At 74.6% G+C, this 19903-nt stretch carries 17 protein-coding genes; 10 read left to right on the plus strand and 7 right to left on the minus strand.

Features of this window, described 5'->3' with window-relative positions:
* Positions 1-144 precede the first annotated feature (144 nt).
* Positions 145-1467, plus strand: a complete 1323-nt coding sequence (locus ACIF8T_RS14920) for a DUF692 domain-containing protein (protein ID WP_400034954.1) — start codon at positions 145-147, stop codon at positions 1465-1467.
* Positions 1468-1569: 102 nt separating this feature from the next.
* A complete protein-coding gene (locus ACIF8T_RS14925) occupies positions 1570-2385 on the plus strand; it encodes a TIGR04222 domain-containing membrane protein (protein ID WP_400034956.1) in 816 nt (271 codons plus the stop codon).
* A 69-nt stretch (positions 2386-2454) separates the two neighbouring features.
* Here ACIF8T_RS14925 and hemQ read toward each other — a convergent pair whose 3' ends face one another.
* Entirely contained in the window at positions 2455-3186 is a 732-nt protein-coding gene (hemQ, locus tag ACIF8T_RS14930; protein ID WP_400034958.1) for a hydrogen peroxide-dependent heme synthase, read from the minus strand.
* 4 nt (positions 3187-3190) lie between these two features.
* Positions 3191-4645, minus strand: coding sequence for a protoporphyrinogen oxidase (hemG, locus tag ACIF8T_RS14935; RefSeq protein ID WP_400034960.1), 1455 nt, complete (start codon positions 4643-4645; stop codon positions 3191-3193).
* A 158-nt stretch (positions 4646-4803) separates the two neighbouring features.
* Between hemG and ACIF8T_RS14940 the strand changes: the two genes are divergently transcribed.
* Together ACIF8T_RS14940 and ACIF8T_RS14945 are read left to right on the plus strand one after the other, a co-directional pair.
* A complete protein-coding gene (locus ACIF8T_RS14940; RefSeq protein ID WP_400034962.1) occupies positions 4804-5805 on the plus strand; it encodes a DUF4349 domain-containing protein in 1002 nt (333 codons plus the stop codon).
* Positions 5806-5862: 57 nt separating this feature from the next.
* Positions 5863-7263, plus strand: coding sequence for an FAD-dependent oxidoreductase (locus tag ACIF8T_RS14945; RefSeq protein ID WP_400034964.1), 1401 nt, complete (start codon positions 5863-5865; stop codon positions 7261-7263).
* Positions 7264-7545: 282 nt separating this feature from the next.
* Here the strand turns inward: ACIF8T_RS14945 and ACIF8T_RS14950 are convergent, their stop codons facing one another.
* The gene (locus ACIF8T_RS14950; protein WP_400034966.1) at positions 7546-7887 is read right to left on the minus strand and encodes a hypothetical protein; all 342 of its coding nucleotides are present in this window, start codon (positions 7885-7887) and stop codon (positions 7546-7548) included.
* A gap of 123 nt (positions 7888-8010) precedes the next feature.
* On the opposite strand from ACIF8T_RS14950, the gene ACIF8T_RS14955 reads away from it, so the two are divergent.
* A complete protein-coding gene (locus ACIF8T_RS14955) occupies positions 8011-8835 on the plus strand; it encodes a rhomboid family intramembrane serine protease (RefSeq protein ID WP_400034968.1) in 825 nt (274 codons plus the stop codon).
* 32 nt (positions 8836-8867) lie between these two features.
* On the opposite strand, the gene hemE is transcribed toward ACIF8T_RS14955, so the two are convergent.
* Complete coding sequence (gene hemE / locus ACIF8T_RS14960; RefSeq protein ID WP_400034970.1) at positions 8868-9935, minus strand: uroporphyrinogen decarboxylase; 1068 nt, start codon at positions 9933-9935, stop codon at positions 8868-8870.
* 117 nt (positions 9936-10052) lie between these two features.
* Here hemE and ACIF8T_RS14965 point away from each other — a divergent pair, with 117 nt between their 5' ends.
* The 3 genes from ACIF8T_RS14965 (at position 10053) to ACIF8T_RS14975 (ending at position 13066) form a co-directional block, all read left to right on the plus strand.
* Positions 10053-10721 carry a DUF3000 domain-containing protein gene (locus ACIF8T_RS14965; RefSeq protein ID WP_400034972.1) on the plus strand — a complete coding sequence of 223 codons (669 nt, stop codon included), beginning with the start codon at positions 10053-10055 and terminating at the stop codon, positions 10719-10721.
* A 197-nt stretch (positions 10722-10918) separates the two neighbouring features.
* The gene (locus ACIF8T_RS14970) at positions 10919-11581 is read left to right on the plus strand and encodes a LuxR C-terminal-related transcriptional regulator (protein WP_400034974.1); all 663 of its coding nucleotides are present in this window, start codon (positions 10919-10921) and stop codon (positions 11579-11581) included.
* Positions 11582-11770: 189 nt separating this feature from the next.
* Positions 11771-13066, plus strand: coding sequence for a ribonuclease D (locus ACIF8T_RS14975; protein WP_400034976.1), 1296 nt, complete (start codon positions 11771-11773; stop codon positions 13064-13066).
* Between the two features lie 132 nt (positions 13067-13198).
* Here the strand turns inward: ACIF8T_RS14975 and ACIF8T_RS14980 are convergent, their stop codons facing one another.
* The 3 genes from ACIF8T_RS14980 to ACIF8T_RS14990 are packed head-to-tail and all read right to left on the minus strand — an operon-like array spanning position 13199 to position 16292.
* Complete coding sequence (locus tag ACIF8T_RS14980) at positions 13199-14029, minus strand: carbohydrate ABC transporter permease (protein WP_400034978.1); 831 nt, start codon at positions 14027-14029, stop codon at positions 13199-13201.
* On the minus strand, positions 14026-14976 hold the full coding sequence (locus tag ACIF8T_RS14985) for a carbohydrate ABC transporter permease (protein ID WP_400034980.1): 951 nt from the start codon (positions 14974-14976) through the stop codon (positions 14026-14028). Before ACIF8T_RS14985 ends, ACIF8T_RS14980 begins: the two co-directional genes overlap by 4 nt.
* On the minus strand, positions 14976-16292 hold the full coding sequence (locus tag ACIF8T_RS14990) for an ABC transporter substrate-binding protein (RefSeq protein WP_400034982.1): 1317 nt from the start codon (positions 16290-16292) through the stop codon (positions 14976-14978). The genes ACIF8T_RS14985 and ACIF8T_RS14990 overlap by 1 nt, the downstream gene beginning before the upstream one ends.
* Positions 16293-16443: 151 nt before the next feature.
* On the opposite strand from ACIF8T_RS14990, the gene ACIF8T_RS14995 reads away from it, so the two are divergent.
* Both ACIF8T_RS14995 and ACIF8T_RS15000 read left to right on the plus strand, forming a co-directional pair.
* The gene (locus ACIF8T_RS14995) at positions 16444-18858 is read left to right on the plus strand and encodes a glycoside hydrolase family 2 protein (RefSeq protein ID WP_400034984.1); all 2415 of its coding nucleotides are present in this window, start codon (positions 16444-16446) and stop codon (positions 18856-18858) included.
* A complete protein-coding gene (locus ACIF8T_RS15000; RefSeq protein WP_400034986.1) occupies positions 18858-19895 on the plus strand; it encodes a LacI family DNA-binding transcriptional regulator in 1038 nt (345 codons plus the stop codon). Before ACIF8T_RS14995 ends, ACIF8T_RS15000 begins: the two co-directional genes overlap by 1 nt.
* Positions 19896-19903: the final 8 nt, after the last annotated feature.

Below are 19903 nucleotides of genomic sequence, written 5' to 3' on the forward strand. Positions count from 1 at the left end.
AAATGTTGCTCTGAACGTCTCCCGAGGAGGGTTCGGCGGGGCGCCGGCGGGCGATGACCCGGACACGCCGCGACGACCGGCGCACGGGGGACGGGCGGGACGGACACACGGGTCCGGCGGCCGGCGAGGTGGAGGAGGGGACCCATGGAGCGACTGGGGACGGGCATCGGCTGGCGGCCGGAGATCGCGGACGCCGTGGAGCGCATGCCGGGGATCGACTGGGTCGAGGTCGTGGCCGAGAACGTCTGCCCCGGGCACCTCCCCGACTCCCTGCTGCGGCTGCGCGAACGCGGGGTGACCGTGGTGCCGCACGGCGTCTCGCTGGGCCTCGGCGGCGCCGACCGGCCCGACGAGGGCCGGCTGACGGCCCTGGCCGAGCGGGCCGCGGCCCTGGGGTCGCCGCTGGTCACCGAGCACATCGCGTTCGTACGGGCGGGCGGGCCGCTGACGGCGTCCCGGCACCTGGAGGCGGGGCACCTGCTGCCCGTGCCCCGCACCCGGGACGCCCTGGACGTGCTGTGCGAGAACGTGCGCATCGCGCAGCAGGCGCTGCCCGTCCCGCTCGCCGTGGAGAACATCGCCGCGCTCCTGGCGTGGCCGGGCGAGGAGATGACCGAGGGTCAGTTCCTGTACGACCTGGCCGACCGGACCGGCGTGCGGCTCCTCATCGACGTGGCGAACCTGCACACCAACCACGTCAACCGCGGCGAGGACCCGGCCAAGACGCTCGCCGAACTGCCCCTGGAGGCCATCGCGTACGTCCATGTCGCGGGCGGCGTCGAACGCGACGGCGTCTGGCACGACAGCCACGCCCACCCCGTGCCCGAGCCGGTCCTCGGCATCCTCACCGACCTCGCGTCCCGCTTCTCGCCGCCCGGAGTGCTGCTGGAGCGCGACGAGAACTTCCCCGAACCCGCCGTGCTGGAGGGCGAGTTGGACGCGATCCGGACGGCTCTGGACAAGGGGGCGGCGCGGCGGGAGGCGGCGGGCGCGGGTGCCCCGGCTGGGCCGGAGGCGGTCGTCGCCGCGCCGTGCGACCCGGCTGCCGTCGAGCCCGCCCGCCAGCGGCTCGCCCTCGCGCAGACCGCGCTGCTGTCGGCGCTCGCCTGCGGGACACCGGTGCCGGAGGGCTTCGACCGGGTGCGGGTCGGGGTGCAGGCCCGGGCCCTGGCCGCGAAGCGGGCGGACGTGGTGGCGAAGGTCGCCCCCGAGCTGCCGGTCCTCCTCGGCCGGGACTACCGGGCCGCCTTCCTCGCCTACGCCCAGGCCCACCCGATGAACGGCGGCTACCGGCGCGACGCGCTGGACTTCGCCGGGCACCTGCTGACGGCCGGGCGGATCGAGGACGCGCGGGTGCGGCGGGACGTGCGGGAGTGGTGGCGGGAGCGCGCGGGGTCCCGGCCCCGTTCGGCCCGTCCCGTCCTGCGCTTCGCGCAGGCGACACGACGGGTGCTGGCCCGGCGGTGACGGCCGGGGCCGCGGCAAACGGAACGTCACTTTCCGGCCGTACTCGTCCGCATGGTGAACGAGGCATGGTGCCGTCATGACCGTGTCGCCTACAAACAAGTCATGCTCTGGGTCCTCTTCCTGCTGCCGGCCTGGGTCGTCGCCGGCACGGCGTGCGCCCGGCTGTGCCTGGCCGCCGCCCGCACCGCGACCGCGGACGACGACGGCGGGTCCACGGTCCGGGACCGTGAACTGACGCTGTACGAGGCCGCGTTCCTCTCCGGCGGCCCCCGGCGGGTCGCCGACGTCACCCTCGTCTCCATGGCGCGCCGGCGCCGGCTCCTGCTCGCCCGCACCGGCTGGGCGACGGTCGTCGACCCGTGCGGCCGGGACGCGATGGAACGGTCGGTGATAGCGGCGATCGGGCCGCAGGGCCAGTCCCGCCTCGCGCCGGTGCGCGCCGCCGCCGCGGCGGCGGAGCCGGTGCGCGGGCTCGCGGACCACCTCGTCAGGGCGGGCCTCGCCGTGCCCGACGGGTCCGGTACGACGGTCGCGGACGCGGTCCGCCAGGTGCGGTTCGCGGCGCTGGCCGTGCCCGTCCTGGGGACGGCCGCCCTGCTGACGCCCGTCCCGGCGGACCTGCCGCGCCACCTGGTCGCCCTGTGGTTCGCGCTGCCCCTGGTCCTGACGCTGAGCTGCCTGGCCATCGCGCGGATGGAGGTCCACCCGTACGCGCGCCGGGCCTCCCCCGCCGGTCAGCGGCTGCTCGACGCGCTGGCCCGCAGCGCCCGCAGCGCGGGCGACGACCGTGCGTACCTGACCGCCGTCGCCGTACGCGGTGTCCGCGCGGTCGGCGAGCCGGACCTGCGGGCCGCCTTCGCCCACGCGCGGACCGGGCGGCTGACGGGCGGGGACGGCGCGCGGGAGGCGTGGGACTGAGCGGCCGGACGGCGGGGCCGGCGGCCGGCCGGGCCGGTGAGCCCCGTGCCACGGGGCTCACCGCGCCGGTCAGGCGAGTCCGGCGACCAGGTCGGCCACGGACTTGCGGCGGCCCGTGAAGAACGGGACCTCCTCGCGCACGTGCAGCCGGGCCTCCGAGGCGCGCAGGTGGCGCATGAGGTCGACGATCCGGTACAGCTCGTCGGCCTCGAAGGCGAGGATCCACTCGTAGTCGCCGAGGGAGAAGGAGGCGACCGTGTTGGCGCGGACGTCCGGGTAGCCGCGGGCCATCTTGCCGTGGTCGGCGAGCATCCGGCGGCGGTCCTCCTCCGGCAGGAGGTACCAGTCGTAGGACCGGACGAAGGGGTAGACGCTGACGTAGTCCCGGGGGGTCTCGTCGGCGAGGAACGCCGGGATGTGCGAGCGGTTGAACTCGGCGGGGCGGTGCAGCGCCATGTTCGACCAGACCGGCGTGAGCGCGCGGCCCAGCCTGGTGCGGCGGAAGAGGTTGTACGCCTCCTGGAGCTGGTCGCTGGTCTCGGCGTGCCACCAGATCATGACGTCGGCGTCGGCGCGCAGGCCCGACAGGTCGTAGGTGCCGCGGATCGTCACGTCCTTGGCGGCGAGCTGGTCGAACAGCTCCTGGACCTCGTCGGCGTACCCGGTGCGGTCCTCGGGCAGCACGTCCTTCAGCTTGAAGACGGACCAGAGCGTGTAGCGGATGACCTCGTTGAGGTCCTTGGCCAGCTTGCCCTTGTTCGGGATGCGCTCGGGGGCGGTGGTGGGGGCGTCGTCACTCATGGCCTCATTCTCCCGCTCCGCCGTGCAGGCTCTGCACCGGGTGGGCGGTGAGCTCCTGCACACCGCGCAGGTCGCCGTGGACCTGGTCGACGGCGGCGTACGCGCTGGCGACGCACGCCGGGATGCCGACGCCGTCGTAGACCGCGCCGCACACCGCGAGCCCCGGCAGCCTTGCGACGTCCTCGCGGATGCGGGCCACGCGCGCGTGGTGGCCGACGGGGTACTGCGGCAGGCCGTCGTCCCAGCGGGTGACCCGGGTGGCGACGGGGGTGGCGTCCAGGCCGGTGGCCGCGGCCAGGTCGCGCCGGGAGACGTCGACCAGCCCGGCGTCGTCGCGCCGCAGGATCTCCGTCTCGCCGTACCGTCCGACGGAGGTGCGCAGGACGATCAGCTCCGGGTCCTCCTCGGCGATCCAGCCCCACTTGCGGGAGGCGAAGGTGGACGCCTTGATGGTGCGTCCGTCGACCGGCGGGACGAGGAAGCCGCTGCCCTCGGGCAGCCGCGTGCCGGTGCGGCGGTAGGCGAGGGTGACCAGGGCCATGGAGGCGTACTCGACGCGGGCGAGCTCGGCGGCGGCGCCGGGGGCCTCGGCGCGCAGCAGACGGGCGGCGGCCGGCGCGGGGACGGCGACGACGACGGCGTCGGCCCGCAGCACCCGGTCCCCGGCGACGACCCGCCATCCGCCGTCGGCCTCCCGGCGCAGGGCGGTGACCGGCGTGCGGGTCAGGATCTCCCCGCCGCGCGCCCGCACCGACTCCGCCACCGCGAGCGGGAGGGTGCCGACCCCGCCCTCGATGCCCATGAAGACCGGCCCGGTCCGCCGGGCGGCGGCCGCCTCGGCCTGGATGCCGCGGACGGCCTCGGTCAGGGAGGTGTGGGTGCGCGCGGCCCGGAAGAGCTGCGGGACCGCGGAGCGCATCGAGATGCGGTACGCGTCGCCCGCGTACACCCCGCCCAGCAGGGGCTCGACCAGCCGGTCCACGACCTCGCGGCCCAGTCGCGCCGCCACGTACTCCCCGACGGCGACGTCGTCGCCGACCTCCGTGCGCGGCAGCTCGGCGTCCCGCTCGATGCGGGCGAGCCCCTCGTCGGACAGGACGCCGGCGAGGGCGGACGCGGTGCCGGGGACGCCCATCACATGGCCCTTGGGCATGGGGCGCAGGGCGCCGCGGGTCCACAGCGAGGCCGTCGCGGTGGCCGGGGGCTGGAGGCGGTCGGCGAGACCCGCCTCGCGGGCCAGGGCGACCGCCTCCGGGCGGCGCGCCAGCATCGACTCGGCGCCGAGGTCGACGCGGACGCCCGCGATCTCCCCGGGCAGCAGCTTGCCGCCGACCCGGCCGGAGGCCTCCAGCACCGTCACCCGCGCCCCGCGCTGCAGCAGCCGGTGGGCGGCGGCCAGCCCGGCGACGCCCGCCCCCACGACGACGACCCGGCCGGCACCGTTACGTGATCCGCTCATGGCTCCACCTTCTCAGACGCCACCGGCGGTCACGCAGGGGCCGGACGGCCCCGCCGAGTCCCTTCCGTGACCGGTTCGGGACCGTTCCGCGTCAACGCCGCGCGCCTCCCGGGCGTCGGAGGAGCGTCCGTGTCACCACGACCCCGGGGGATGCCCGCATGAGCACACGACGATCCGCACGATCCGTACGACCCGCCCGGGCCCTGGCCGGGCTCGCGCTGGCCGCGGCCCTCGCGCTCACCGGATGCAGCGGCGCGGGCGACTCCGGCGGGAGCGCCGCCGACAAGGCCGCCGGGCCGGCGGAGGCCGGGGCCGGCGTGCGGGAGGGCGCCCCCGGCGGGTACGCCGACGACCGGGCCGGCGGCGCGAGGGCGACCGCGCCGCCCAAGGCCACCGCCGGCCGGATCATCCGCACCGCCTCGCTGACCGTGCAGGTGAAGGACGTGCCCGAGGCGCTGGACGAGGCCCGTACGGCCGCCGAGAACGCGGGCGGTTTCGTCGGCAGCGAGACCACCACCCGGGACGAGGAGGGCCGCGAACGCACCCGGGTCGTGCTGCGGGTGCCCGTGGCGGAGTACGAGGAGGTCCTGGCCGGCCTGGAGGGCTCGGGCAGGCTCCTGGAGCGCAGCGCGAAGGCGCAGGACGTCACCGACCAGGTCGTCGACGTGGAGAGCCGCATCGCGTCGCAGCGCGCCAGCGTGGCCCGCATCCGCGAGCTGATGGACCGGGCGACCAAACTCAGCGACGTGGTGACGCTGGAGGGCGAACTGAGCTCCCGCCAGGCCGACCTGGAGGCGCTGCTCGCCCGGCAGGCGTCGCTGAAGGACCGCACGAGCCTGGCCACCATCACCCTCTCGCTGACCGGGACGCCGGTGAAGAAGGCCGCCGAGGACGACGGCGGCCCGGGCTTCACGGACGCGCTGGCGGGCGGCTGGGACGCGTTCGTCACGATGCTGCGCTGGCTGGCGGTGGCGGTCGGGGCGGTGCTGCCGTTCGCCGCGGTGGCGGCGCTGGTCTGGCTGGTGTGGCTGCGGGTGGTGCGCCGCCGGCTGCCGCGCCGCCGGGAGGCCGTGCCCGCGACGGGCGTGCCGGGCCCGCCGCCGGCGGCCCACCCGGCCCCGGAGCCCGGCCGGACGCGGGAGACCGGCGGGCGGGACTGAGGCCGGATCGTGCCGGGCGGGTGGGGCCGGGCGGCCCGGTCCCCGTAGCGTGTCCGCATGAGCATGAGCCGTGGGCGGGGTGCCGGGGAACGACTGGTGGTGATCGGCGGCGACGCCGCGGGGATGTCCGCGGCGTCGCAGGCCCGCCGTCTGAAGGACCCCGGCGAGCTGGAGATCGTGGCGTTCGAACGCGGCCACTTCACCTCCTACTCGGCGTGCGGCATCCCCTACTGGGTGGGCGGCGACGTCCCCGACCGGGACCGGCTCGTCGCCCGCACGCCCGAGCAGCACCGTGAGCGCGGCATCGACCTGCGGCTGCGCACCGAGGTCACGGAGATCGACCTGGCCGGGCGGCGGGTCCGCGCGCGGGACGTCGACTCCGGCGCCGAGTCCTGGACGTCGTACGACCGCCTGGTGATCGCGACCGGTGCCCGCCCGATCCGCCCGGACATGCCCGGGGCCGGCGCCCCCGGGGTGCACGGCGTGCAGACCCTGGACGACGGCCAGGCCCTGCTGGACACGCTGGCACGCACCCGTGGCCGCCGGGCGGTCGTGGTCGGCGCCGGGTACATCGGCGTGGAGATGGCCGAGGCGCTCATCAACCGCGGCTACGAGGTGACGGTCGTCAACCGCGGCAAGGAGCCCATGGCGACCCTCGACCCGGACATGGGCCGGCTGGTCCACCGGGCCATGGAGGGCATGGGCATCACCATGGTCAACGACGCCGAGGTGACCGGGATCCGCACCGGCGACGACGGGTGGGCGCGGGCCGTGGCCACCCGGGACGCCGAGTTCCCGGCGGACGTCGTCGTGCTGGGCATCGGCGTGCGCCCCGAGACGGAGCTCGCCGCGGCGGCCGGGCTGCCGCTGGGCGCCCACGGCGGCCTGCTCACCGACCGTTCGATGCGGGTGCGCGGCCACGAGGACGTCTGGGCGGGCGGCGACTGCGTCGAGGTCCTCGACCTGGTGTCCGGGCAGGAGCGGCACATCGCCCTCGGCACCCACGCCAACAAGCACGGCCAGGTCATCGGCACCAACGTCGGCGGCGGCTACGCCACCTTCCCCGGCGTGGTCGGCACGGCCGTCAGCAAGGTCTGCGACCTGGAGATCGCCCGCACCGGCCTGCGCGAGAAGGACGCCCGCCGCGCGGGCCTGCGCTTCGAGGCGGTCACCGTCGAGTCGACCAGCCGCGCGGGCTACTACCCGGGCGCGGCGCCGATGACCGTCAAGATGCTCGCCGAGCTCCGCACGGGCCGGCTGCTCGGCGTGCAGATCGTCGGGCGGGAGGGCGCGGGCAAGCGCGTCGACATCGCCGCGGTCGCCCTGACGGCCGGCATGACGGTCGACCAGCTGACCTCCCTGGACCTGGGCTACGCCCCGCCCTTCTCCCCGGTGTGGGACCCGGTCCAGGTCGCGGCCCGCAAGGCGGCGAGGGCGATCGCGGACGGCGCGCGGTGACCCCGCTGCGCGGAACGTGACCGGCCGGCGCGGGCCGCGGCACGCCCCAGCGGCGCGGGGAACCGCACGACCGGCCCTCACGACCCGCGCCCACCGGGCAGCCCGCGCCCCCGCGGCGCCCAGCCGCCGCACCCGACCACCACACCCCCACCGACACGTCCCGCACCACCCCCAAGCGGCGCGGGGAACCCCACGACCGGCCCCCACGACCCGCGCCCACCGGGCAGCCCGCGCCCCCGCGGCGTCCGGGCCCGGGCCGGTCGGCCCCGTCGCCGGCGCCCCCTACGCCGTCCCCGCCGTCCCCGCCGTCCCGTTGATCCGGTCGATCGCCTGCCGGGCCTGCTCGGCCGGCGGACGCGACGGCAGCGACGACACCGACGCCGCCGCCGTGACCGCCGGCGGCGGCTGCTCCCCCGCCGGCTTCGCGTGCGCCGCGACCCGCGCGGACCGCAGCCGGTGGCTCACCGCCTCGTCCAGCGTCACCGGCCGCCCCAGCTGCGCGGCCAGCCGCCCCGCGTCCTGGCCGAGGCGGCCGACGTCCTCCCAGGGGAGGCGCACCACCAGGGAGAGCTCCGCCTCGCCGTCGGGCAGCGCGTGCATCTGAGGAGTACCTCGGTCGTTCATCGCCTGTTCCTCACGTCGGCCCCGCGACCCGCTTCCCCGTGCCGCGGACGTCGAGGACACATACGCGCGCCCCGGCGGCCGCGTTCACCGGTTCGCCGGTGGCATCGGGGGCACAAGTGCGGTGTGGTCATCCCGGTCCATGACGTGAACCCCGTGCGGCGCACCCCCTGGGTGACGTACGCGCTGCTCGCCGTCAACGTCGCCGTGTTCCTGTTCACGCCGGGCCTGGCCGGCTCCGTCGCGGGCGAGAGCAGCCTGGCGCAGCTGTGCCACCTCCAGGCGTTCCTGGACCGGTACGCGGTGGTGCCGCGCGAGCTGATCCACCACGAGATGCCGCCTCTGGTGCCCACCGGCGGCACCGGGGTGGGCCCGCAGGGGCCGGGCTGCGTGCTCGGCCCGCCGGGCTACGACAAGTCGCCGGAACTCAGCGTCCTGACGGCGATGTTCCTGCACGGCGGCTGGCTGCACCTGCTGGGCAACATGCTGTTCCTGTGGATCTTCGGCAACAACGTCGAGGACCGCATGGGCCACGTCCGCTTCGCGCTGTTCTACGTCGTCTGCGGCTACGCGGCGTCGTACGGCTTCGCGCTGCTGAACGCCGGCTCCTCCGAGCCGCTGATCGGCGCCTCGGGGGCGGTCGCCGGCGTCCTGGGCGCCTATCTGGTGCTGTACCCGAGGGCCAGGGTGTGGGTCCTGGTGCCCTTCCTCGTCTTCCTGCCGCTGCGGCTGCCGGCCTGGATCGTGCTGGGCCTGTGGTTCGCGCTGCAGGCGGTGTACTCGTCCGGCGAGGGCGTCTCCGACGCCGGCACCGTGGCGTACGCGGCGCACGTCGTCGGGTTCGTGGCGGGGATGCTGATCGCCTGGCCGCTCAGGCCCGGCACCCCGCCGCCGCCCGAGCCGCGCGGGCTGCTGTTCGGCAGGCAGGCGCGGCACCGGCACGGATACTGACCGCCGCCGGCCGGGGACCGGCGGCGCCGCCGTCAGCGGGCCGTGCTCGTGTGGACGTACTCCACCAGGCGGGTCAGCGCGTCCGGGTCGGTGGACGGCATGACGCCGTGGCCCAGGTTGAAGACGTGGCCCTCCAGGCCCGCGGCGGCCTCCAGCACCTCGCGGGTCTTGGCCTCGACCGCCTCCGGGGTGGCGAACAGCACCGTGGGGTCGAGGTTGCCCTGGAGCGCCTTGCCGGGGCCGACGCGGCGGGCCGCCTCGTCCAGCGGGACGCGCCAGTCGACGCCGACGACGTCCGCGCCGGCCTCGCCCATCAGCCCCAGCAGCTCGCCGGTGCCGACGCCGAAGTGGATGCGGGGCACGCCGTGGGGGGCGACGGTCTCGAAGACCTTGCGGGAGGCCGGCAGCACCGAGCGGCGGTAGTCGGAGGGGGCCAGCGCGCCGGCCCAGGAGTCGAAGAGCTGGACCGCGGAGACGCCCGCCTCGATCTGCACCTCCAGGAACGCGGCCGTGATCTCCGCGAGCCGGTCGAGCAGGTCGGCCCACAGCTCCGGGTCGCCGTACATCATCGCCTTGGCGTTCTCGTACGTGCGGGACGGGCCGCCCTCGACGAGGTAGCTCGCGAGGGTGAACGGCGCGCCCGCGAAGCCGATGAGCGGGGTGGGGCCGAGCTCGCGGGTCAGCAGGCCGATGGCCTCGGTGACGTAGGAGACGTCCTCGGGGGTCAGGTCGCGCAGCCGGGCGAGGTCGGCGCGGGTACGGACCGGCCGCTCGACGACCGGGCCGACGCCGGGCTTGATGTCGAGGTCGATGCCGATGGCCTTGAGCGGGACGACGATGTCGCTGAAGAAGATCGCCGCGTCCACGTGGTGGCGGCGCACCGGCTGGAGCGTGATCTCGCAGACCAGCTCGGGCCGCATGCAGGACTCCAGCATCGGGATGCCCTCGCGCACCTTGCGGTACTCCGGCAGCGAGCGCCCGGCCTGCCGCATGAACCACACCGGCGTGTGCGGCACGGGCTCGCGCCTGCACGCCTTCAGGAAGGCACTGTCGTACGTCGCGGTCGGCTGCTGGCCCGAAGGGCTTCCGTTGGCACTCACGACCGCAAGTTTCGCACGGCGCCCGCGGCGGTACGCCCCGGGTACCGGGCCGCCGGGGTGCGTCCCCCCGGGTGTCTTGCCCGGCGCCGGACCCCCGTTCCCCTTAATCTTCCCCGCATGGCTGCGGCTCAGGGACGACCGTCGGACGGCGGAATGGACGAATCCAGGGACACCGAGGACGACCTGCGGCAGGCGGGCACCACACCGCTGCCGTTCCGGGCCGCGGTGGACGCGCTCAGAGCGGCGCGGCTGCGGCCCCAGATCGAGGTGGAGCCGACGCGCCCGCCGCAGCGGCTCGCCCCGCACGCGTACGCGCTGGAGGCCGCGGTCGTCGACGGCGACCAGGACCTGGCCGACGGCCGTCTGGTGCTGCTGTACGACCCGGCCGGGCACGAGGCCTGGCGGGGCACGTTCCGTCTGGTGACGCTGGTGCGCGCGGAGCTGGAGCCGGAGATGGCCACGGACCCACTGCTGCCCGAGGTGTGCTGGTCGTGGCTGACCGGGGCGCTCCAGGCGCGCGGGCTGGCGTACGGGGAGCCGAGCGGCACCGTCACGCGCGCGAGTTCGCACTACTTCGGCGGGCTCGCGGCGCGCCCTGCGGCCTCGCAGATCGAGATCCGCGCGTCCTGGACGCCCCGCGAGGGGCTGGGCGGGGTCCCGGACACGGCCGCGCACCTGGCCGCCTGGTGCGACCTGCTCGCCCAGGTCGCGGGGCTGCCGCCGGCCGGGCCGGGGGACGCCTCGGTGGTGACCCTGCCCCAGCGGCGCGGACCACAGCCCCATTGACCGTCTCTTTGTCGATACGGCCACTTCCAGTCAGGAACGTCACTCGAACGAACCGGAATGTTCACCGAACGATCGACCGCATGTCCGAATTGCACAGATTGTTACTCACTAAATCGTGATCTTCCCCTAAAGGGCCGCAGGTTTGGTGCCGAAGACGACTGTGACCTTGAAAGCCGTCCCGCACCCCAGGAGGCCTGGTGTCCGTTCTCCTCGAGCAGCCCGCAAGCCTGGTCGCCTACCGCCCGAACAAGCCGACCGCCATGGTGGTCGTGGCCGACCCGCGCGTCCGCTCCACCGTCACCCGCCACCTGTGGGCGCTCGGTGTGCGCGATGTCATCGAAGCCTCGTCCATCGCGGAGGCTCGTCCCCGCATCGGCAACCCCCGCGACATCTGCGTCGCGGACGTCCACCTGCCCGACGGCTCCGGCCTCACCCTGCTGTCGGAGACCCGCGCCGCGGGCTGGCCCAACGGGCTCGCCCTCTCCGCCGCCGACGACATCGGCGCCGTGCGCAACGCCCTCGCGGGCGGAGTGAAGGGCTACGTCGTCACCGGCACCCGCACCAACGTCGGGCTCCCCACCCGGCTCGGTGCCGCTCCCCTCGGCGCCGCCGCCGCGCGCCTGCACCGCCGCCCCCCGGGTGCCCCGAGCCACCCGGGCGGCTACCGCGAGCTGTCCGGCCGCGAGGTGGAGGTGCTGCGACTGGTCGCCGAGGGCCAGTCCAACAAGGCGATCGGCGTCTCCATGGGCCTGTCCGCGCTGACCGTCAAGAGCCACCTCGCCCGCATCGCCCGCAAGCTGGGCACCGGCGACCGCGCCGGCATGGTCGCGGTGGCCCTGCGGACGGGCATCATCCACTGACCGAATCCGACCACCCCCGCACGTGCCCCTTCACGGCCGTGAACGGGATCGACCGCCGATCCCGCGAGCGCGCCCCCTCCTGAACGTGAACCCGTTGCACCCCCGAGCTGACTGGTTTACGACCCTCCGGTGCCCGTCGACGGAACGTTCCGTCGGCGGGTGCCGTCGCCGCACGGATACTCTTGACATGTGACCGACGCCCACGAGACCGCAGCAGACAGTTCACTGCGAACCACCGGAGGCGCTCCTCCGGACGACGACGGATCTTCTGCTACGGAGGCGCCGATCCCCCTGCTCGAACCCCGCGACGGCATTCCGCCCGTCATCGCCGACGAGGCCGCCCTCGCGCAGGTGATCGCCGCCTTCGCCGCGGGGTCCGGCCCCGTCGCCGTCGACGCCGAGCGCGCCTCCGGCTACCGGTACGGCCAGCGCGCCTATCTGGTGCAGCTGCGCCGCGAGGGCGCCGGCACGGCGCTCGTCGACCCCGTGGCCTGTCCCGACCTGTCCGCCCTCGGCGAGGCGCTGTCCGGCGCGGAGTGGGTGCTGCACGCGGCCACCCAGGACCTGCCCTGCCTGCGCGAGATAGGCATGGTGCCGACGCGGCTGTTCGACACCGAGCTGGCCGGACGGCTCGCCGGTTTCCCGCGGGTCGGCCTGGGCGCGATGGTGGAGAGCGTGCTCGGCTACGTCCTGGAGAAGGGTCACTCGGCCGTCGACTGGTCGACGCGCCCGCTGCCCGAGCCGTGGCTGCGCTACGCCGCCCTGGACGTCGAGCTCCTCGTCGACCTGCGCGACGCGCTGGAGAAGGAGCTCGACCGGCAGGGCAAGCTGGAGTGGGCCCGGCAGGAGTTCCACGCCATCGCCTCGGCCCCGCCGCCGGAGCCCCGCAAAGACCCGTGGCGGCGTACGTCCGGCATGCACAAGGTCCGCCGCCGCCGGCAGCTGGCCGTCGTCCGGGAGCTGTGGCAGACGCGGGACCGGATCGCGCAGCGGCGGGACGTCTCGCCGGGCAAGGTGCTGTCCGACGCGGCGATCGTGGAGGCCGCGCTCGCGCTGCCCGCCACCGCCCACGCGCTCGCCGCGGTGAACGGTTTCGGCCACCGGATGGGGCGGCGGCAGCTGGAGCAGTGGCAGGCGGCGGTGGACCGGGCCAGGGCGCTGAGCGAGTCGCAGCTGCCGGCGCCGGGGCAGCCGGTGACCGGGCCGCCGCCGCCGCGGGCGTGGGCCGACAAGGACCCCGCGGCCGCGGCGCGCCTGTCGGCGGCCCGGGCGGCGGTGTCCGAGCTGGCCGAGCGGCTGGCCATGCCGCAGGAGAACCTGATCGCGCCGGACACCGTGCGGCGGCTGTGCTGGGAGCCGCCGGCGTCCCCGGACGCGGCGTCGGTCGGGGCGGCTCTCGCCGGGTACGGGGCCAGGGCCTGGCAGGTCGAGCAGGTCACCCCCGTTCTCGTCTCCGCGCTGGCGAAGGCCGGGCAGGGCGTCTGAGCGTCGCGGCTGCGGGGGTCGTGCGGCGGCCGCGGGGGCGCGGGGACCTGTCGCGTGGTTCCCGCTCCCGTGGGGACCTGCCGTGTGGTCCCCGCGCCCGCACCGCCGGGGCACGTCCCGGCGGTGCGGGGGCTACTTCGTGGCGCCTCGCATGAAGCCGTTGTAGATGGAGCGCTGCAGGAGCAGGAAGACGATCAGGGTCGGCAGGATGACCAGGACCGTCCCGGCCGAGATCGTCTCCCAGTGCGCGCCGAAGGGGCCCTTGAAGCGGAACAGGGACGTCGAGATCACGCCGAGATCCTCGGACGGCATGTAGAGGAACGGGATGTAGAAGTCGTTGTAGACGGTGATCCCCTTCACGATCACGACCGTCGCGACCGCCGGCCGGAGCAGCGGAAAGACGATCTTGCGGTAGACCGTGAAGGCGTTGGCGCCGTCCAGGCGGGCCGCCTCGTCCAGGGAGACCGGGATCGAGCGGATGAACTGCAGGAAGATGTAGATCGACACGATGTCCGTGCCCATGTAGAGCAGGATCGGCGCCCAGAGGGTGTCGAACATGCCGAGGCTGTTGACGATCTGGAAGGTCGCCACCTGGGTCGTCACGCCGGGCACCAGGGCGGCCACCAGGAACAGGGCCACGACCAGCTTCCTGAACCGGAAGGTGAAGCGGTCGATGGCGTAGGCGGTCATCGAGCCGATGAGGACGGTCCCGCCGACGGCGACGACCAGCACCAGCGCCGTGTTGCCGAACGCCGTCAGCATGCGGCCGTCCTGGAAGGCCGTCACGTAGTTCCCGAGGTGCAGCGGGTCGTCGGGGAGCGAGAGCGCCCCGCCGTCGTCCGCCATCTCCCCGGCGGACTTCAGGGACGTCAGGAACACCACGGCGAGCGGCAGCAGCACGACCACCGTCGCGAGGACCAGCGACAGGTACACCAGGGCGCGGGCCACGGCACGGCGCGTCATACGAGGTCCACCTTCTCGTCCGGGACCAGGCGGCGCTGGAGCCAGGTCACCGCCAGGATGATGAGCAGCAGCACGACCGCGGCCGCCGAGGCGAGCCCCGTCTTGTTGAACTGGAAGGCGAGCTTCACGGTCTGGATCACGAAGGTCTCGGTGCCGGTGGCGCCGCCGGTCATGACGTACGGGATCTCGAAGACCGACAGCGAGCCGGAGACGGACAGGATCACCGTCAGGGACAGCACCGGCTTGATGCCCGGGGCGATGATGTACCGGAACTGGTGCCAGCGGCCCGCCCCGTCCAGTTCGGCCGCCTCGTACAGCTCTCCCGGGATGGACTGGATCGCGCCGAGGAACAGCACGAAGTTCAGGCCCAGGTAGCGCCAGACCGAGACGCCGGCGAGGGAGACGTTGGCCGAGGCCGGTGTCCCGAGCCAGGCGCGGTCGGTGTCCTGCCCGAACAGGCGCAGGATCGAGTCGAGGGTGCCGCCGTCCTGGAAGAAGTACAGGAAGACGAAGCCGATCGCGACGCCGTTGACGAGGTACGGGAAGAAGAGCACGCCCTTGAAGAAGTTCCGGAAGCGGACGTCGAAGCTCAGGACCGTCGCGAAGTAGAGGGCGGCGGCGATCTGCACCACGGACGCGGCCAGGTAGTAGCCGCTGACGAAGAACACCTCGAACAGCTGGGGGCGGGTGAAGATCTCGGCGTAGTTCTCGGCGCCCGTGTAGTGCAGCTCGGGGCTCACGCCGTCCCAGTCGGTGAAGCTGTACGCGACCATGTTCACGATCGGCGCGTAGGTGAAGACGATCAGCAGGGCGAGCGGCGCGAGCAGGAACAGCCAGGGCGTCACGGGCCGCCGGCGCCGGGCGCGGCGCGGGGCGGGGGCCGGTCCGGGCCCGGCGGGCGCGGCCGGTGTCACCGGCCGCGCCGCCCTGCGGGTGGTGTCGGCCATCAGGACCCCAGGTCCGCTCGCGTCTCGTTCCAGCGCTTGCCGAGGCCGTCCAGGAAGCCGTCCAGGCCGCCCTTGCGCGCGCCGCGGGCGAGGTCGACGAGTTCCTGGCGGTAGTCGGGCTTGTAGATGCCGATCTCGGACCGGTTGTCGATGGACTTCACCTCGGCGCCCCGGGTGTCGTCGAGGTCGAGGAGTTTCACGCCGGCGTCCTGGTACGGCCGGAGCACGTCCGGCAGCGGGGCGTCCTTGAGCGGGGACAGGGCCAGGTTGGCCTCGGCGTAGCCGGACTCGTCGGTGAACCAGTCGATCCAGGCGCGGGCGGCGGTCTTGTGGTCGGAGTGGATGTTGACGGCCTGCTGGTAGTCCGGGGAGGTCACCGCGCAGAACGCGCCGTCCCGCTGGGCGGGGAAGGGCATGAAGCCGATGTCGCCGGGGTCGGTGCCCGCCTGCTCGGCCGCGGCGCGCAGCTGGACGACCGCCCAGGAGCCGAGCCACATGGTGGCGATCTCGCCCTTGGCCAGCCGGGACTTGGACGCCTCCCAGTTGGTGGTCGTCGGGTCCTTCTCGGCCAGGCCCCGCCGCACGATGTCGTACAGCAGGGTGTCGGCGACCCGCAGGTCGGCCCCCTCGGCCCACGGGTCGCCCTCGGCGAGCCTCGTGGTGGCCCCGGGGTCGCAGCTGACGGAGCCGTTGACGTTGGTCCACTGGGTCAGCGGCCACATGTCCTTGAAGTTGGTGTAGTACGGCACCGCGTCGGTCCCGGCCTTCACGGCCTGGAGGGCGTCGAGGAACGCGGCCGGGGTGGTGGGCCAGTCGGTGACCCCGGCGTCCCGCCACACCTTCTTGTTGTAGACGAAGCCCGGGACGACGCCGATCGGGCTCTGGCCGTAGACCTTGCCGTCGACGGTGGAGTAGTCGGTGAAGCGGTACTTCCCGGCGCGCTCGTCCTTGCTGCCCAGCGAGGCGAAGAACTTCGGGTAGTCCTTCTTCTCGATCACCGCGGGGATCATGAGGACGTCGCCGTAGTTCTCCGTGTTCATGCGGATCTTGACCTCGCCCTCGTAGTCGGTGAGGCCGTCGAACTCCACCTTCACCTTGGGGTAGGTCCTGTTGAACGCGGCGGCGTACTTCTTCATCGTCCCGTCCTGCACCAGGTCGGTGCGGTGGGTGAGGACCGTGATGGTCCCGCTGACCTCGGCGGGGTCGTCGGGGGCCTCGGCGTCGGCACCCCGGGAGGTTCCTCCGGTGCCGGTGCAGGCGGTGACCAGCAGGGCGAGGGCGGCGAGCGGTCCGGCGAGTGCCGTGCGGCGGTTCATGTGCGTCAGCTCCGTTCGTGGGACGGACGAGCACTGCGGGTTGGCTGGTTCGGCACTCTGGCAGCCGATTATTGAACCGGTAAAGTCTCTATTGCGCCAAGGATGCCAAAACGTTGCCGAGCATCGGCATGAACCGGTTTAGGGAGTGGGCATGCTGCAGGTCACACCGCTCACCGAGGGATGGGTGCTGCGCCACCCCGACGGGGCCGGGGACCCGATTCCGGCCGAGGTGCCCGGATGCGTACACACCGACCTGCTGGCCGCCGGGCTGATCCCCGACCCGTTCCTCGGGCGGAACGAGGCCGAGGTGGCGTGGGTGGGCCGCCGCGACTGGACGTACGAGACGGACCTGGCGGCCGGCTCCGCCCACGAGCAGACCGACCTGGTCTTCGACGGGCTGGACACGGTCGCGGAGCTCTCGCTCGACGGGCGGCCCCTGGGCCGGGTGCGCAACATGCACCGCTCCCACCGGTTCGACGTGACCGGGCTGAGCGGCCGGCTCGCCGTGCGGTTCGTCTCCGCCTACGCCGAGGCCGAGGCCGTGCGCGGGCAGCTGGGCGAGCGGCCCGCCGCCTACGCCGAGCCCTACCAGTACGTCCGCAAGATGGCCTGCTCGTTCGGCTGGGACTGGGGGCCGACCCTGGTGACGGCCGGGATCTGGCGGCCGGTGCGCCTGGAGCACTGGTCGACGGCCCGCTTCGCCCGGGTGCGTCCGCTGGTCACGGTGGAGGACGGCGCGGGCCGGGTGGAGCTGGCCGTCGACGTCGAGCGGACCCGGGTCGAGGCGCCGCTGGCCGTGGAGGCGACGGCCGGCGGGGTGACGGCCCGCGCGGAGGTCGACGGGACGGGGGCGGTCGTACGGCTGCGGGTGCCGGACGCCGAGCTGTGGTGGCCGCGCGGCCAGGGCGGGCAGCCGCTGTACGACGTCGAGGTGACACTGCTGCACGGCGACGAGGTGCTGGACGTGTGGCGGCGGCGCGTCGGCTTCCGCACCGTCGGGCTGGACACCGCGCCGGACGCCGCGGGCACCGGCTTCGCCCTCGTCGTCAACGGCGAGCGGCTCTTCGCGCGGGGCGTCAACTGGATCCCCGACGACGTCTTCCCCGCCCGGATCACCCGCGACCGCTACCGCGAGCGCCTCACGCAGGCCGCGGAGGCGGGCGTGGACCTCGTACGGGTGTGGGGCGGCGGGATCTACGAGAGCGAGGACTTCTACGACGTCTGCGACGAACTGGGGCTGCTGGTCTGGCAGGACTTCCCGTTCGCGTGCGCGGCCTACCCGGAGGAGCAGCCGCTGCGCGGCGAGGTGGAGGCGGAGGCCCGGGAGAACGTCGTCCGGCTGATGCCGCACCCCTCGCTGGTGCTGTGGAACGGCAACAACGAGAACCTGTGGGGCTTCCGGGACTGGGGGTGGGAGCCGCGGCTGGCCGGGGACTCCTGGGGCGAGGGGTACTACCTGGGGGTCCTGCCGCGGGTGGTGGCCGAACTGGACCCCACCCGGCCGTACACGGCGGGCAGCCCGTGGTCCGGGTCCTGGCGCCACCACCCCAACGACCCGGCGCACGGCACGCACCACTCGTGGGAGGTGTGGAACCGGCAGGACTACGCGGACTACCGGCTGAGCGTGCCGCGGTTCGTGGCCGAGTTCGGCTGGCAGGCGCCGCCCGCCCACGCCACCCTGCGCCGGGCGCTGCCCGGCGAGGAGCTCGCGCCGGACTCCCCCGGCATGCTGCACCACCAGAAGGCGGACGACGGCAACGGCAAGCTGGAGCGCGGGCTCGCGCGGCACTTCGCGGTGCCGGAGAAGGACTTCGACCGCTGGCACTACCTCATGCAGGTCAACCAGGCGCGGGCGGTCGCCGCGGGCATCGAGCACTGGCGGTCGCACTGGCCGGTGTGCGCCGGGACCGTGGTCTGGCAGCTCAACGACTGCTGGCCGGTCACCTCCTGGGCGGTGATCGACGGGGACGGGCGCGAGAAGCCGCTGTACCACGAGCTGAAGCGGCTGTACGCGGACCGGCTGGCCACCGTCCGCCGGCACGGCGACGGGCTGGAGCTCGCCCTCGTCAACCAGTCCGGGCGGGCCTGGAGCGGCGAGGTGGAGCTGCGCCGCATGGCGGTCGACGGCAGGGTGCTCGGCGGGGCGGGCGAGCGGTTCATGGTGGACCGGCGTGCGGTCGGCACGGTGGCGGTGCCCCCCTCGCTGCTGCCCGCCGGGCCGGACGAGTTCCTGGTCGCGGACGCGTCGGGGTCCTCCCGCCCGGGGGAGGCCGGGAGCGGGGGCGGCCTGCGGGCGCTGTACTTCCCCGCGCCCGACCGCGAGATCCCCTATCCGCGGCCGGAGTTCGACGTGGCGCTGGAGCCCGGCGTCGGGATCACGGTCACGGCCCGCACCCTGGTGCGGGACCTGCTGCTCCAGGCCGACCGGCTGGATCCGGACGCCCGAGCCGACCGAGGGCTCGTCACGCTGCTGCCCGGCGAGCGGGTGACCATCGGGGTGCGCGGCTGGCGGACCCCGGACGCGGCCGCCGCCCGGGCCGCCCTGTTCTGCGTGGAGCCCGCCTGATGGCGTCGACGCCGCCCCCGCGCGTCACCATCAAGGACGTCGCCGCCCGCGCCGGCGTGTCCAAGGGGGCGGTGTCCCTCGCCTTCAACCACCGGCCCGGCCTGTCCGAGGCGACCCGGGAGCGGATCTTCCGGGCGGCGCGGGAGCTGGGCTGGGCGCCGAGCCTCGCCGCCCGGTCGCTGGCCGGGTCGCGGGTGGACGTGGTGGGGCTGGCGGTCTGCCGGCCCGCGCGGATGCTCGGCCTGGAGCCGTTCTACATGGAGTTCGTCTCGGGCGTGGAGAGCGTCCTCGTCGAGCGCTCCTGCTCGCTGCTGCTCCGGCTGGTGCGCAGCCCGCAGGAGGAGGCCGGGCTCCTGGAGGCGTGGTGGCGGGGGCGGCACATCGGCGGGTCCATCCTGGTCGACTTCCACGCGGACGACCCGCGGGCGGCGGCGGCCGAGCGGCTCGGGCTGCCGGCGGTCGCGGTCGGGCACCCGTCGCTGACCGGCGGCCTGACCTCGGTGTGGACGGACGACGCCACCGCCGTCACCGACGCGGTGCGGTACCTGGCGGCGCTCGGGCACCGGCGGATCGCCCGGGTGGGCGGGGCGGCGGTCCTCGGGCACACCGCGATCCGCACGGCCGCGTTCGACCGGGCCGCCCGCGCGCTGCGGCTGGCCGGGGCCCGGCAGGTCGCCACGGACTTCTCCGGCGACGCGGGCGCCCGCGCCACGCGCTCCCTGCTGACCTCCGTGCCGCCGGACCGGCCCACGGCCATCGTGTACGACAACGACATCATGGCGGTGGCCGGGCTGTCGGTGGCGGCCGAGATGGGGCTGCGGGTGCCCGACGACGTGTCGCTGCTGGCCTGGGACGACTCCCGGCTGTGCCGGCTGACCCATCCGACGCTGTCGGCGATGAGCCACGACGTGCACGGCTTCGGCGCGGACGTGGCGCGGACCCTGTTCGGGGTGATCTCGGGCGAGGGGCCCGGCCCGCACGCGGTCCCGACGCCGGTGCTGACGCCCAGGGGTTCGACGGCACCTCCGAAGGTGTGACCTTCGCC

This window comes from Streptomyces sp. NPDC085946 (assembly GCF_044540485.1).
GTDB lineage: Bacteria > Actinomycetota > Actinomycetes > Streptomycetales > Streptomycetaceae > Streptomyces.

What these genes read in the sequence shown, in the direction of transcription:
- ACIF8T_RS14920 (WP_400034954.1), top strand. Translation starts at nt 145, where the DNA reads ATGGAGCGACTGGGGACGGGCATCGGCTGGCGGCCGGAGATCGCGGAC.
- ACIF8T_RS14925 (WP_400034956.1), top strand. Translation starts at nt 1,570, where the DNA reads ATGCTCTGGGTCCTCTTCCTGCTGCCGGCCTGGGTCGTCGCCGGCACG.
- ACIF8T_RS14980 (WP_400034978.1), bottom strand. Translation starts at nt 14,029, where the DNA reads ATGACGCGCCGTGCCGTGGCCCGCGCCCTGGTGTACCTGTCGCTGGTC.
- ACIF8T_RS15000 (WP_400034986.1), top strand. Translation starts at nt 18,858, where the DNA reads ATGGCGTCGACGCCGCCCCCGCGCGTCACCATCAAGGACGTCGCCGCC.
- hemG (WP_400034960.1), bottom strand. Translation starts at nt 4,645, where the DNA reads ATGAGCGGATCACGTAACGGTGCCGGCCGGGTCGTCGTCGTGGGGGCG.
- ACIF8T_RS14950 (WP_400034966.1), bottom strand. Translation starts at nt 7,887, where the DNA reads ATGAACGACCGAGGTACTCCTCAGATGCACGCGCTGCCCGACGGCGAG.
- ACIF8T_RS14940 (WP_400034962.1), top strand. Translation starts at nt 4,804, where the DNA reads ATGAGCACACGACGATCCGCACGATCCGTACGACCCGCCCGGGCCCTG.
- ACIF8T_RS14945 (WP_400034964.1), top strand. Translation starts at nt 5,863, where the DNA reads ATGAGCATGAGCCGTGGGCGGGGTGCCGGGGAACGACTGGTGGTGATC.
- ACIF8T_RS14995 (WP_400034984.1), top strand. Translation starts at nt 16,444, where the DNA reads ATGCTGCAGGTCACACCGCTCACCGAGGGATGGGTGCTGCGCCACCCC.
- ACIF8T_RS14985 (WP_400034980.1), bottom strand. Translation starts at nt 14,976, where the DNA reads ATGGCCGACACCACCCGCAGGGCGGCGCGGCCGGTGACACCGGCCGCG.
- ACIF8T_RS14965 (WP_400034972.1), top strand. Translation starts at nt 10,053, where the DNA reads ATGGCTGCGGCTCAGGGACGACCGTCGGACGGCGGAATGGACGAATCC.
- ACIF8T_RS14990 (WP_400034982.1), bottom strand. Translation starts at nt 16,292, where the DNA reads ATGAACCGCCGCACGGCACTCGCCGGACCGCTCGCCGCCCTCGCCCTG.
- hemQ (WP_400034958.1), bottom strand. Translation starts at nt 3,186, where the DNA reads ATGAGTGACGACGCCCCCACCACCGCCCCCGAGCGCATCCCGAACAAG.